13 protein-coding genes are annotated in these 11,902 nt (G+C 47.1%); 5 read left to right on the forward strand and 8 right to left on the reverse strand.

Annotated features, from left to right (window positions below):
* The 5 genes from KKE17_11820 to nikR form a co-directional block, all read right to left on the reverse strand.
* Positions 1-431, reverse strand: a 431-nt coding sequence (locus KKE17_11820) for a hypothetical protein (GenBank protein MBU1710683.1), incomplete at its 3' end; no start/stop codon positions are given.
* Between the two features lie 816 nt (positions 432-1,247).
* Positions 1,248-2,009 (reverse strand): energy-coupling factor ABC transporter ATP-binding protein, encoded by a 762-nt coding sequence (locus tag KKE17_11825; GenBank protein MBU1710684.1) that lies wholly within the window; start codon positions 2,007-2,009, stop codon positions 1,248-1,250.
* Positions 2,006-2,818 carry a cobalt ECF transporter T component CbiQ gene (gene cbiQ / locus KKE17_11830; protein MBU1710685.1) on the reverse strand — a complete coding sequence of 271 codons (813 nt, stop codon included), beginning with the start codon at positions 2,816-2,818 and terminating at the stop codon, positions 2,006-2,008. The genes KKE17_11825 and cbiQ overlap by 4 nt, the downstream gene beginning before the upstream one ends.
* Complete coding sequence (locus KKE17_11835) at positions 2,818-3,840, reverse strand: energy-coupling factor ABC transporter permease (GenBank protein MBU1710686.1); 1,023 nt, start codon at positions 3,838-3,840, stop codon at positions 2,818-2,820. The genes cbiQ and KKE17_11835 overlap by 1 nt, the downstream gene beginning before the upstream one ends.
* A 135-nt stretch (positions 3,841-3,975) precedes the next feature.
* Entirely contained in the window at positions 3,976-4,386 is a 411-nt protein-coding gene (gene nikR, locus KKE17_11840) for a nickel-responsive transcriptional regulator NikR (GenBank protein ID MBU1710687.1), read from the reverse strand.
* A gap of 639 nt (positions 4,387-5,025) precedes the next feature.
* On the opposite strand from nikR, the gene dnaA reads away from it, so the two are divergent.
* Both dnaA and KKE17_11850 read left to right on the forward strand, forming a co-directional pair.
* Entirely contained in the window at positions 5,026-6,363 is a 1,338-nt protein-coding gene (gene dnaA / locus KKE17_11845; protein ID MBU1710688.1) for a chromosomal replication initiator protein DnaA, read from the forward strand.
* Positions 6,364-6,429: 66 nt separating this feature from the next.
* The gene (locus tag KKE17_11850) at positions 6,430-6,651 is read left to right on the forward strand and encodes a hypothetical protein (GenBank protein MBU1710689.1); all 222 of its coding nucleotides are present in this window, start codon (positions 6,430-6,432) and stop codon (positions 6,649-6,651) included.
* Positions 6,652-6,661: 10 nt separating this feature from the next.
* Here KKE17_11850 and hemG read toward each other — a convergent pair whose 3' ends face one another.
* Positions 6,662-8,035, reverse strand: coding sequence for a protoporphyrinogen oxidase (gene hemG / locus KKE17_11855; GenBank protein ID MBU1710690.1), 1,374 nt, complete (start codon positions 8,033-8,035; stop codon positions 6,662-6,664).
* Positions 8,036-8,340: 305 nt separating this feature from the next.
* On the opposite strand from hemG, the gene KKE17_11860 reads away from it, so the two are divergent.
* On the forward strand, positions 8,341-8,910 hold the full coding sequence (locus KKE17_11860; protein MBU1710691.1) for a hypothetical protein: 570 nt from the start codon (positions 8,341-8,343) through the stop codon (positions 8,908-8,910).
* A 68-nt stretch (positions 8,911-8,978) separates the two neighbouring features.
* Positions 8,979-9,569 carry a hypothetical protein gene (locus tag KKE17_11865; GenBank protein MBU1710692.1) on the forward strand — a complete coding sequence of 197 codons (591 nt, stop codon included), beginning with the start codon at positions 8,979-8,981 and terminating at the stop codon, positions 9,567-9,569.
* Between the two features lie 4 nt (positions 9,570-9,573).
* Here the strand turns inward: KKE17_11865 and cobO are convergent, their stop codons facing one another.
* Positions 9,574-10,098 (reverse strand): cob(I)yrinic acid a,c-diamide adenosyltransferase, encoded by a 525-nt coding sequence (cobO, locus tag KKE17_11870; protein MBU1710693.1) that lies wholly within the window; start codon positions 10,096-10,098, stop codon positions 9,574-9,576.
* 285 nt (positions 10,099-10,383) lie between these two features.
* Here cobO and KKE17_11875 point away from each other — a divergent pair, with 285 nt between their 5' ends.
* Entirely contained in the window at positions 10,384-10,674 is a 291-nt protein-coding gene (locus tag KKE17_11875; GenBank protein MBU1710694.1) for a hypothetical protein, read from the forward strand.
* Between the two features lie 131 nt (positions 10,675-10,805).
* On the opposite strand, the gene KKE17_11880 is transcribed toward KKE17_11875, so the two are convergent.
* Entirely contained in the window at positions 10,806-11,786 is a 981-nt protein-coding gene (locus tag KKE17_11880; GenBank protein MBU1710695.1) for a Gfo/Idh/MocA family oxidoreductase, read from the reverse strand.
* Positions 11,787-11,902 lie beyond the last annotated feature (116 nt).

Here is an 11,902-nt window from a genome sequence, read left to right on the forward strand (position 1 = left end):
GAGGCCTCTGCTTTTCGCTTGCGCTTGGCGATTTTTCCGCCAAGTAGAAACTCCTGGCTGATACCGATTCGGCTGGACATAATGGCGGTGCCGGAAACCTCCCCTGAACCGCCGAATTCTTCCATCTCGCCGAAAAATGCGGGATTTGGTGACAATTCAGCCTGAAGAGCCACACCCTGTCTTGCTTTGATCTCATACCATGTCGCAGCAAGAGACGGGTGCTGGTTAAGAGTTGCTTCAATTGCCCAATCCAGGGTAATCGAATCGACCGCTTTTGATTGAGACGATTCCGCTGGTATTTGTCCGCGTAAAACGATTTGCGGCGGAATTAAATTCAAATCTGAAGTTCCGGCCAGACTGATATGAGGGTTGGCATATCCCACAAAAAAAAGTGTCGTGGCAAGGAATACCCTGAAAATAGCGTACTTCATCTATGTATTTCTCCGTTAATAAGTGTGCTGCACCCAAAGCTTGCCTCTGTAGGGAAACTCCCCGGGATGCACATGGAACAGGTCTTTTTGTTGAATCTGGAGACATGGAGCAAACACATGTCCCAAAGGTCAGGAGGAAACTACCGGAGAAGTATCAAATCAGAAGCACAATGGTCCGCAGGAAAGCAAGAGGTGATGGCATTGAGACCCCGCCATTCAGGTAAGAGGAGGTACGAATTGAGAATTGAACTCGCTGGGAAAACGCAAAAGTGTAATTTCCTGTTGCCGGAAACGAAGTGGTGATAAGTCTCTTTGCTTGAAATGAGGGGGTTTCAAGGAATGAAAGACAACCCAGCGCAACGTCCAGGCATTCATTATGATGGTCATCGACGGTTAGAACTGTATCCGAACGTTGGGGTTGACTTGGATTATCAATGCAATCATCTTGGGATATATCGACGTGACCGTCTAAGCCAAAGCACAGCTTGAAATGCACCCCTGCCGGCATCGCATGGGCTGCACTTACCTGCAAAATGAGCAGTATTACTATCAGTGATCGGAAAATGTTACTCCGGGGTTTCATAAACTCACATCATCTTTATCATTATTATGGGAGCGCTTTTGGATAAATTAGGCACTTGTAACCTGCATAAAGTTCCAGACAAACTCTTCATTCCGAGAATAAAATGCAATCCACCCATCCGTGAGCGTGAAAGATATCAAAGTATTTTTCAATAATCAAGATGATTAGGGTTTGATTTCCCAAGATGGAATTGACCATAGTTGAGAAACGCTACAACCAAGCATCTGGATAATTTATGGAGTTCTTAGAGGATTACAAATCGGGCAGCCCTGCATGCGAAGGGGTTTTTCAAGACTGCTCGTGGCCAGTATTTCATCATCTTGAAAAATGCTGGTCGTTGCCCCGTCTGCCAGAACTTTTCCATCGTGGATGATGATCGTCCGGCTGCAGAGATCAAGGGCCAGGTCCAGATCATGGGTGGCGATGATCTTGGTATGGCGGAATGTTTTAAGCAACTCGATCAGTTGGCGCCTGGTGCCGGGATCAAGACTGGCACTGGGCTCATCCATAACTAAAATATCCGGAGACATGGCAAGAACCGTGGCAATGGCCACCGCTCTTTTTTCACCGCCCGAGAGTTTGTGGGGCTCTCTGTCCAGGAGATTCAGGGCATCAACGGTTAAAAGGGCGTCATGCACTCTTTTTTCCACTTCTGCGACTGGCAGGCCGAGATTCAATGGGCCAAAGGCGACATCGTCTTTCACGGTGGGCATGAACAGCTGGTCGTCCGGGTCCTGAAATACCATGCCCACGGTTTTACGGATGGAATGAAGCGTTTCCTTGGTTACCGGGAAATCGCCGATGCGAACCGTTCCTTTGGCAGGGCTGAGACAACCGTTTAAGTGCAGAAGGAGGGTGGATTTGCCGGCGCCGTTTGGCCCGACAATGGCAACGGATTCACCGTGCTCGATGCGGAAAGATACATCCCTGATCGCCGGAGTTCCGTCAGGATATGTGTAGCCGAGTTGAGAGACTTCAACAATATGATGACTCATGAAAAATGTCCTGTGAAAAGAGTACCCATCATTCGGGGAAGATTGTTGAACCGCAAGAAAAGAAAGATCAGTATCCAGCCAAGAATAAAGCAGGCATCTCGCATTGTGAATCGTAATGTGCGAAGGATCCTGATTTCTCCGTCAAATCCCCTGCACATCATGGCCAGATGAATGCGCCTGGCCCGGTTGAGGGTCCGGACCAGAAGATGGCCGATCATCGAACCGGCCACCGTAAGGCCCATGCCGCGGCCGTTGAAGGAACGAAGCTGCCTGGCGCGGATCAGGCGCCGGGCCTCATTGATCAACACAAAGAGATAGCGATAGAGAAAAAGCAGTTGTATGGAGAAAATCCTGGGGCTTTTGAGCTTTTCCAGAGCAAGGCAGACTTCTCTGAAGCCTGAGGTTGCAATTAAAATCAGGGCTGCGCTTACAGTGAGAATAAAGCGAAGCAGAATCGACAGAAAAGAAATCCAGCCGCCGGAGATCGTCATAAACCCCAGATCGAGCATTGGCGCTCTGTCGAAGAAGGGATTGAGGATGCCGATAAAAAAGGCAAAAGGCGCAACTAGAATGATTTTCTTGATCAGGTAGTCAGAGGGAATGTTGCCGATCACCGCCAGCAGAACCGGATAGACAAGGAACGGCAGCAGGCCTGAGATTTCATACTTGTCGAATGAAACCACGGTGATGATGAAAAAGAAAGTCGTCACAGCCTTGGCGCGCGGGTCAATGGTATGAATCGGGGTTCCCTGCCGGGCAAAAACCTCCAGGGAGTTGATATCAAAAAAAGCCGAGTCGATCTTTGCCATCAAGAAGTCTCGGTGTGGGTGCGTTTTTTCAAGAAAAAGCCTGCCAGAAAGACCAAGGCAATGGTTATGATTCCGCCAAGTATCCCGGAAATCGCGGTTCCTGTGCGGCGGTTTTCAGCGGTTTCTTCGGCGCCGGAATTTTTGAAACCGTATTCAGGGAGAAAAGCGATTTTTTCCTGGATTTGGGAAAGAAAAGAGTGGACCCGATTGTTTTTCACGACATGAAGCTCTTCTTGCCCGGTGACTTTGGTGATGGACCACTCAAGGCCGTCGGGATTGCTTGAAGCATACCAGGAAAGAAAGCCGCCGGTGAACAGTGTTACAACAAGCAAACTTATAAAAAGCGGTTTGCGGGAACGGTGTCGGGAGGGGGCAGTCAAATTATAATTATTAAGAATGTCCGGTTCAACTTTGATTATGAACTGGATGACAACGGCGGTAACAATTCCTTCAATGAGACCGATGGCCAGGTGAATCGGCTGCATAACAAAGGCAAAGGATGAAAGCGGCAGTTCGGTTATTCCTGAAAGGCTTGTTTCCATGACAACGCCCAGAGAACCCAGTTGCAAGGCAGTAATCACTGAGAGGATAGAGGCGGCGGTGATGCGTTTGTAGTCTCCGCTGTCACCAAGAATAGTTTTATATATAAGAGGATAGGCAATGAAGCAGGGGAAAACACCGAGGTTGAACATATTGCATCCCAGGGCCAGAAGGCCGCCGTCTGCAAAGAAAAGCGCCTGAACCGTGAGGATGGAGGCCATGACAAGAAAAGCCGCATTGGGGCCTAGAAGAATGGCGAGAATCATGCCTCCTCCGAGATGTCCGCTGGAGCCGGTGCCGGGGATGGTGAAGTTGATCATCTGGGCGGCAAAGATAAATGCACCGAGAACGCCCATGAGCGGTGTTTTCAGCTCATCCATTGCAGAGGTGATTTTTTTTGAGCAATAAACCAGGGTTCCTGCAGAGGCGGCCCACATGACGCCACCAACCACAGGAGACAGCAATGCGTCAGCCATGTGCATGATGTATTCTCCTGGATAATAGTTTTTTGGCGAGTATTACCATGACTGGTAATACAAAATTAAAAAACGTAACACTTTTTGCACATTAGCGTAATTGCATTTTGTCTGTCAAATAAAAATTTGCCTCCGGGATATTTAATGAAGATGGCCGCCGGTACTGCTCATCGCCAGGTTGCCGTCTTTTACGCCGCGCAGCGCTTGTAACTGTTCGGCAAGACTTTGTACTTGTTGCGCATAACCGCGGACAATGATGACTTCAAGGCAGTTGTCATGATCCATGTGGATATGGGTTGTGGAAATTATCAGGTGGTGAAAGTCATGCTGCGCCTCGGTGATTTTTTCCTGGAGCTGCCGCTGGTGATGATCGTACACAAGGGAGATGACGCCGATGACTTCCTTGTCAGCTTCCCATTCGTCTTGGATCAGCGATTTTCTGATAAGATCACGAATTGCCTCGGAACGATTATTGTACCGACGCAGGTTTATGAAAATATCAAATTTTTTCAGTAAATCATTTTCAAGGGAAATGGAAAAACGTTTAAGCATCTTGCCTCCAATGGGATCTTCGCAGTGATGTAAAATTTCGTATCGCTTCAGGTGACTTTTCCAGGCACGGTGGTTTCCTGTTAAGACATTTAATGTCTATGAAAAGGAGATGAGCAAGTCAAGGGGAAATTATAATTTATAAGATACGAGGATTATTAAATGAGCAGCCACCTGTCACTCTTGAGGAGCCAATAAAAAAAGTTTCTGCGCAAATAATTTGACATATCAAAGAGATATAAATAATACGGCTATAAAAGAATTAAAAAAAACGTAAAAAAGAGGAAAAAAGAGGAATAGTGAGCATTCAGGAGTATTTTTGAGGTTTAGAATTGTTGGAAAACTCAAGGGGGCGTTGGTAACCCCACATAATCATATAGTTTTTTATGGGTGGTTCAAAAAGCACCATTTTCTAGGGTGTTAGGGGGGGTATTTTTGCGTTGCCGTGTCTGACAGGGGATAACGGGCTGTTGATAACTTAAGTTTGGATTAGGGCAAAATCTTTCCATAACGGCTTTGACAGATGCAGGCCTTTTTTACTACAAAACTCCAACACTATTACCTGCCGAAATTAGTTTTATTCATCTTGCGTTGTTGAAGTTATCCTGTCGTTATCATTTTATTTTTTTTGGAGAGAAGTTTATGTCCCTGTGGGAAAGAACCAAGGAGATTCTGAAAGGTAGATTCCCAGACAGCAGTTATTCCTTATGGATTGATCCGCTTACATGCATTCATACTGATGACCATGTCATTGAGCTTGCGGGACCGGATCGTTTTTTTAATTCATGGGTTGCGGAAAAATACTTAACCAATATTAAACAGGGTTTGGCTGAACTCGGCCAGGGAGATCTGCGGGTGCAATTTGCCGTGGCCCAGGAGGACGGCAAGTTTCTTCCTCCGGGGGAAGCTCAGGAGCAACTCAGGTTGCCGGAGATGCCCAGGGTTGGAACAAGCGTCAGAGCACTCCACCCCAAGTATACATTTGATGAGTTCATGGTCGGTGATGCAAATATGCTGGCGCATTCAGCCTGTCAAGCCCTTGCAAACAATGACGATTCTCTGGGGAGATGTATTTTTATCGAGGCAGGAACCGGTCTCGGCAAGAGTCATCTGACCCACTCCGTGGCCCACCATATCATTAATCAATCACCATCAACGAGACTGCATTACCGGACGGCGCACCAGTTAACCGCCGAGATGGTCCAAGGAATAAAAAATAACACCATGGACCAGTTCAAGGATAAATATTACAAACATTGTGATGTGCTTCTTGTTGAAGATATTCATGCATTGTCCGGCAGGACCAAAACCCAGGAGGAACTTTCCGGGGTTGTCGATGCCCTGATTGAGTCCAACAAGCGGATTATTTTTACCAGTGCTATTTCCGCCAAGGACATACAGAATATTGATCCAGGATTCCGTTCGCGGCTCTCTTCCGGATTGATTACCACCATCAATCCTCCTGATCTGCGGACCCGCATGCTGATCATCAAGCGCAAAGCCTTAAACAGTAAACTTGAACTAACGGATGAGCTCATTGAGTATGTTGCCGATCATGTGCGATGTGACATCCGCCTGATTGAAAGTGCGGTTGTCGGGGTCAAGGCCAAGGCCTGTCTGCTTAAAAGAGCACCTGATCTTGACATGGTCAAGGAGGTCATCAGCAACATTATTGGACGGTATCAGGATTTGTCAACGGAAGTGATTCGGGATTTTGTTGCCCGGCAGTTTAAAGTTTCGGTTTCGGATATGCGTTCCAAATCCAGAAAAAAAGCAATTGCTTTTCCGAGGCAGGTAACCATGTACCTGGCGCGCAAGTTGACCGATCAGGCCTTGTCGGATATCGGCAAAGCCTTTAACCGCGATCATTCGACTGTTGTCCATTCGATTCGCGTCGTAACTGAAGGAATTGCCCGGAACAACAGTGTGCGAGGCCAGGTGGAACTTCTAGCAAAAAAGATTAAAGAGCAGTTTCTTTAAGGTACCTGCGGAGAATAATTTTTCGCTTTGGATTATCATAACCAATTAAGGATATGTGATAGAACCATGACTCTCATCTGTTGTTTGTGTCAGAGGATAAAGTGCAGCGGGGGATGGATTGAGCAGGTTGCACCTCCAGGGAAAAATATTTCCCATGGATATTGCCCGGAATGCTTTCAGTTTGCCTTGCAGAAACTGCGTGCGGATATACTTTCCAAGCGCTTCGGCGGAAGCAGGAAAAAAGACTCGGTGGTAATAGAGCATTCCGGCCTGAGTATCGACTCGTAAGCTCAGCTTATCAGAAATAAACGGGCTTGACCTGAGGCTGTTGTTCTCCTGCAACGTCGCCTGTCCCAATGGTTTCAGCAACTCTCCGAGCTGTTTTTATCATATCGTTCATCCCGATTCCATCCCAGCCGAATCCGAATACATGGAGTTTTGAATATTTCTGAAGGAGTTCCTTTCTCCAGCCTAACAGGGCCGGGTGGTCGCCTTCCATCTGCGGGATTCCGTTTTCAGGCCGCAGCACTTTCACATAATGAGGCGGGTCTGGAAGTTTCATCAGGCTTTTGAGATCGCCTAAGACATTTTCAATAATCGTCTTGTCATCAAGTTCAAGGCGTTCGGGGTGTCGTCTGCCGCCTACAAGTGCTTCGAGAAGCACGGTTCCGGGCGGAATCCGGTCAGGAAACATATGTGAGGTGAACATGGCTCCAAGGGTGAATCTGTTTTCTTTTTCCGGCGCAAGGTAGCCAAACCCTCGTGGGACCTCGGCGGTTCCGGGAAAAGCCATGACCAGGTTAATAATATGCGCCACGGGTATGCTCGCTACAGGCGGGGGGAGAAGTGGCGCCAACATTTTTAATGCCCGGTTGACCGGCAACGCAATAATCACTGTCCGTGCCTGATATTGATCCCCTCCGGAAGTTGTTATTTCCCATTTCCCATCCTGCAAGGCAAGGTGCGCCACCCCGGAATCAAAGCTGATTTCAGCTTTTCTGGATAACTCCTGGATGAGGGATTCCATGCCGTGTGGAAAATTAATCATTGCCGGCAGGGGGCCTGAGCTGACGGTTTTCTTTTTTCTTTTTTTAAGGCCTTTGAGGACAGAGCCGAACTCTTTTTCAAGGTTGCGGACCCCGGGCATAACCGCATCAATATTCAACCGGCTGAAGTCGCCGGCAAAGGTACCGGTAACCGCGGCATCAACCAGGGGCAGGATCTCACTGCCGAACCGGTATTCGGCCCATTGAGCAATAGTAAGTCCGTCTTCGGCCGGTTTTCTGAACAAGTCCCCCAATAATCGGAGTTTACCGGTTAAGGAAAGCAGTGGAGTGGTGAGAAGCTTTTTGGGGCTTTGAGGTAACGGAGTAAGCGCAGCATCATGGCAGACAAAGCGTAGAAAATCACCAAGAGGGGCTCGTTGTGCAACCTTGTCAAGCCCGGTGTCAATCAGGAGCTCCCGGCTTTCAGGGGTGTTGTCGAGAAAGCCGTGTGGCCCCCACTCGGCATGGATTTCCCCTTCCTGAAAACTTTTTACAGCGCCCCCAGGTCGGTCGCCTTGTTCAAGAATCAGAACATCGGCGGCAGGGTCGAATTTTTTCAGAAAATGGGCGGCGCTTAAGCCCGAGATTCCTGCACCGATAATGATTATTTCGTGGTATTTGTTCATAATATATCGCCAAAAGTTATGATGCGGATTCTTACTCCTTGGACTATGAGGCAAAGTTTACCCGATAAGGTTCCGTTCAGAAATGAAAAAAGCTTGATTCTCTAGTATGTTTTTGGATAATTGAATGATGTTTTTGTTGAATTGGCTTATTAAGAAGAACATATGACATAATTTTCTCAAAATAAAACATGATTGCCAAAAACAAGAAAAGAGTTCTGGTTATATATTATTCTTTTAGTGGCCAAACCAGCGGAGTCCTCTATCAGCTGGCGGCCGGATTAAGGAAGCAGGATGTTTCCGTTGTAATGGAAAAGATCAAACCTGTGGTCCCTGCAGGCTTTCCGCTGGACGGTTTTTTTTCTACAATAAAGATGATGGTTTCAACTTTTTTCCGTGCAAGAGTTCCGATAAAACCATTATCCAAGGATTGCTGTAAACACTATGATCTTATAATCCTTGCCGGGCCGACATGGTCATATAACCCGAGCGGCCCGGTGCTTTCGCTTATTGACCGGGACGGAGAGCTGCTATTCGGTGGCAAAGAAATCATGCCGATCATTTCTTGCCGCGGCTACTGGCGCATGCACATGTGGGGACTCAAAAAGTTACTTGCCAGGTGCGGTGCAGAAATAACAAATCATATAGTTTTTTCGCATCCCAGTTCAGAGCCCTGGAGGACACTGGGGGTATTCTTGAAGATCGCCGGTAAAAATCCGGAACGTTCCGGATTAATCGGAAAATTTTACAAGCGTTACGGCCATTCAAAGGCCCAGATGGTGGAAGCCAGGCGTTTTGGGACAATGATCGGCGAGGTCCTGATGAAAGAGGGATCTGTTTCAAGTTTGAATTTCAGGACTCAAATCGCCTTGCCCTGATTGGAAAGAGATAAGTAACGAGTATATAGTGATGAATTTTTCGTCACTGGTCACTGGAGATAAAGATAATGAGAAAGAAGATATTGATCGTATCCGCATTCATTGTTCAGTTGGTCGTATTGTTTTTTGGGCTTGGTTCCCCGCAGAGTGCCTTTGCCGAAAGAGATTCGCCAGCTAAAAATCAGCAAATTGCTCAGGGAATAATCAAGGAAAATACCCCGGCGAGTTTTATCATCATTGATGAGACTGGAAAGGAAATACAGCTCTACACGGGAAGTGAAACAAAATATGTTCCCAGTGACTTCCGGTCGAGAAAGGGCGATGAAGTTGCGGTCAGATACGGTCTTAAAAAAAGCCGCAAGGGAGAAATGGTTGCTGCGGTCACTCAGCTCCAGGTCATCCGGCCGGACCCAATCCGGAAAGACCCGAAGAATCCGGCTGTCGGCACAATTGTTGAGGCAGGAGAGAAGTTTTATAAAATTCAGTTTCCGGAAATCCAAGACCCCATGACCTATGATACGGCCAGAAGCACAAAATATATCCCTCAGGGGTGGAAACCTCAGGAGGGGGATAAGGTGAAAACCAATTATAAGCGGGTGCCGTCCCGGTGGGGGAATTATTACGTGTATGCGATAATCAGGTTTGAAAAAGTAGAATAACCGCTTACCATTCGATGCCTTTTCGCGCTTTGACGCCCTTGGAATATGGATGCTTTATTTCTTTCATTTCGGTAACCAGGTCTGCCTCGTTAACCAGTCCTGCTGACGCATCCCGGCCGGTAATGACAATATTCAGGTGTTCCGGTCTGGCTCGAAGGAGTGCAATTGCCTCCGATTCATCGATTATTCCATAGGTGATGAGATAGGTCAGCTCATCAAGGATCACCAGATCATAGGTAGCACTCATAATTTTTTCTTTTGCAAAATCCCAGGCAAGGCGCGCCGATTCAATGAGTTGCTTTTTGTCTTTGGCCTCCCAGGTAAATCCTTCACCTTTCGAATGAAGCTCGATACATTCCGGGAAACAGGTGAGCGCCTTGGCCTCGCCGGTTTCCCATGGACCTTTTATAAACTGGACAATGCAAATTTTCTGATCATGGCCTGCGGCGCGAATCGCCTGCCCCAGTGCGGCAGTGGTTTTTCCTTTGCCGTTTCCCGTATAAATGAGGGTTAATCCGGTTTTTTTCATAGCCCCTTATCCATTGTTGTTATCATTAAAAATATAAAAATTATCTTAACCGGGATTGGCCAAGAAACAAATTGCTTATAGCTTTATTTGTTGCATGATGTCATATTCAGCGGCCGACAATATCCAAAGATAAGCCACGCCCTGCGACTTGGAATCGTGGCTGTCATAGACCGCCTGGACTCAATTATTAGCTGGAACTTGAAGTAGCTACTTGTTAATATGGCCGTGTTAATCATTTCAAATAATTTGATATATCAAATAAATAATTGAATCACGAGGTGTCAAATGGCTACTGTAGGTATGTCACGCGTAGGAAGATGCAAGTGCTGTGGCAGGACGGACACACTCTGGTATTACAAACAAAGAAATGTCTTTCTCTGTCCGCAATGTGAAAAATCAGACTTTGATAAAAAGGATTCTCTTAGGAAAATCCTCAGAGTTGTTTTTTTTGTGATTGCTGCCCTTGTCGCCGGGGCATTGTACATGGGATTAGGCATGGAGGCGGGTGTTCTTGATACTGTGAAAACGTCGGTCGGCACCATTGCTGAGCCCATAAAAACCTTAATCAACAAGTGATGAAATTGTAACACATTGATTTCATTGAGTTATTTCTTTATAATATGTTGATTTTGTGTGGTGGACCTTTTGCTACAGCGGCTTTTCGAAGTCTCGTGAATTTTTTATACCCTGGCGGTGTACTCGCTTGCCTACGAGCCCAGCCCATCAATAATTGACACCCATTTATCTTCCAGTGCGGATTGGCGGCATGCATCGCAGATTCTGACCGCGGCAAGGCCATCTTCTCCGGGAATGGGATTGGGGCCTTTTCCCTGTAAGAATTTGTGCCAATCTTTAAGCAGCGGCACAATGGTTGAAACCTGTTTGGCATGGGGGAGTTGAGTTATTGTTGCTTCTTTGATGAACTCCATGAATCCGTGCACCTGGTCCCCTTGTAACTGCCCTTTGGAACCCACGAATTCATATCGTCCGGCGCGGGCCGGACCGACCTTGCTCGCATCCATTGTTCCAACGAGGTTTTTCTCCATCTCAATCTGTGCGGTAAAGAGATTTTCGAGTTTTGTGTTATCCCGACAAAACATCGAAGCCCGGACACGGGTAATTTCTCGTCCGGTTACAAACCGCAAGGCGTCGAACATATGAACCGCGGTATGGAGAATGACTCCGCCGCCTGCAATATTCTCATCGTCGAGCCAGCGATGAAGCGCTTTTTCCAGGCGCTGATTCGTATAGAAGGAATAGAGTTCGCCTGCTTTAGGAAGCTCGTGTTTCAGTGCCTTGATAGTCGCATTGTAACGCAATGTATGACCCACGGTAAGCGGGGTGTTGTTTGAGCTGAACAGGTTGACTATCTGTTCAGCTTCAGTAGTATTTATGGCTAAAGGTTTTTCAATGAGAAGTGGCTTTTGGGCTGTGCTGCATGCTTTGGCAATTTCAAGGTTGAGATTTGGCGGGGTGGCGGCGATTATTGCTTCTACCCGAGGATCGCTGATTAAATCTCGCCATTCGCCATGCCAGTCTGCATTCCATTGTGCAGCCTGGTCAAGACCGACAAGGGAACGCCTGCTGATTGCGGTCAACCGGAAGCAGTCAAGATCATTTATGATATGATTTGCATAGCGGGCGCCGTGACGTCCGGTGCCGATTATGCCGACATTAATCGGGTTCATAGGTTTGAAAATCAGAATACAGTAATAAAAGTTGTACGATATTATTTTTGATGAAATCGTACATAGCGATTGCCAAGAGACTTCGAAAAGACTGATGACTCATCGAGTTATTGCCT

Source organism: Pseudomonadota bacterium (assembly GCA_018823135.1).
In the GTDB taxonomy this organism is placed as follows: domain Bacteria; phylum Desulfobacterota; class Desulfobulbia; order Desulfobulbales; family CALZHT01; genus JAHJJF01.

Excerpts from the sequence above, each read along its gene's own strand:
- KKE17_11825 (MBU1710684.1), bottom strand. The coding sequence starts at position 2,009 with ATGAGTCATCATATTGTTGAAGTCTCTCAACTCGGCTACACATATCCT.
- cbiQ (MBU1710685.1), bottom strand. The coding sequence starts at position 2,818 with ATGGCAAAGATCGACTCGGCTTTTTTTGATATCAACTCCCTGGAGGTT.
- KKE17_11835 (MBU1710686.1), bottom strand. The coding sequence starts at position 3,840 with ATGCACATGGCTGACGCATTGCTGTCTCCTGTGGTTGGTGGCGTCATG.
- nikR (MBU1710687.1), bottom strand. The coding sequence starts at position 4,386 with ATGCTTAAACGTTTTTCCATTTCCCTTGAAAATGATTTACTGAAAAAA.
- dnaA (MBU1710688.1), top strand. The coding sequence starts at position 5,026 with ATGTCCCTGTGGGAAAGAACCAAGGAGATTCTGAAAGGTAGATTCCCA.
- KKE17_11850 (MBU1710689.1), top strand. The coding sequence starts at position 6,430 with ATGACTCTCATCTGTTGTTTGTGTCAGAGGATAAAGTGCAGCGGGGGA.
- hemG (MBU1710690.1), bottom strand. The coding sequence starts at position 8,035 with ATGAACAAATACCACGAAATAATCATTATCGGTGCAGGAATCTCGGGC.
- KKE17_11860 (MBU1710691.1), top strand. The coding sequence starts at position 8,341 with ATGGAAAAGATCAAACCTGTGGTCCCTGCAGGCTTTCCGCTGGACGGT.
- KKE17_11865 (MBU1710692.1), top strand. The coding sequence starts at position 8,979 with ATGAGAAAGAAGATATTGATCGTATCCGCATTCATTGTTCAGTTGGTC.
- cobO (MBU1710693.1), bottom strand. The coding sequence starts at position 10,098 with ATGAAAAAAACCGGATTAACCCTCATTTATACGGGAAACGGCAAAGGA.
- KKE17_11875 (MBU1710694.1), top strand. The coding sequence starts at position 10,384 with ATGGCTACTGTAGGTATGTCACGCGTAGGAAGATGCAAGTGCTGTGGC.
- KKE17_11880 (MBU1710695.1), bottom strand. The coding sequence starts at position 11,786 with ATGAACCCGATTAATGTCGGCATAATCGGCACCGGACGTCACGGCGCC.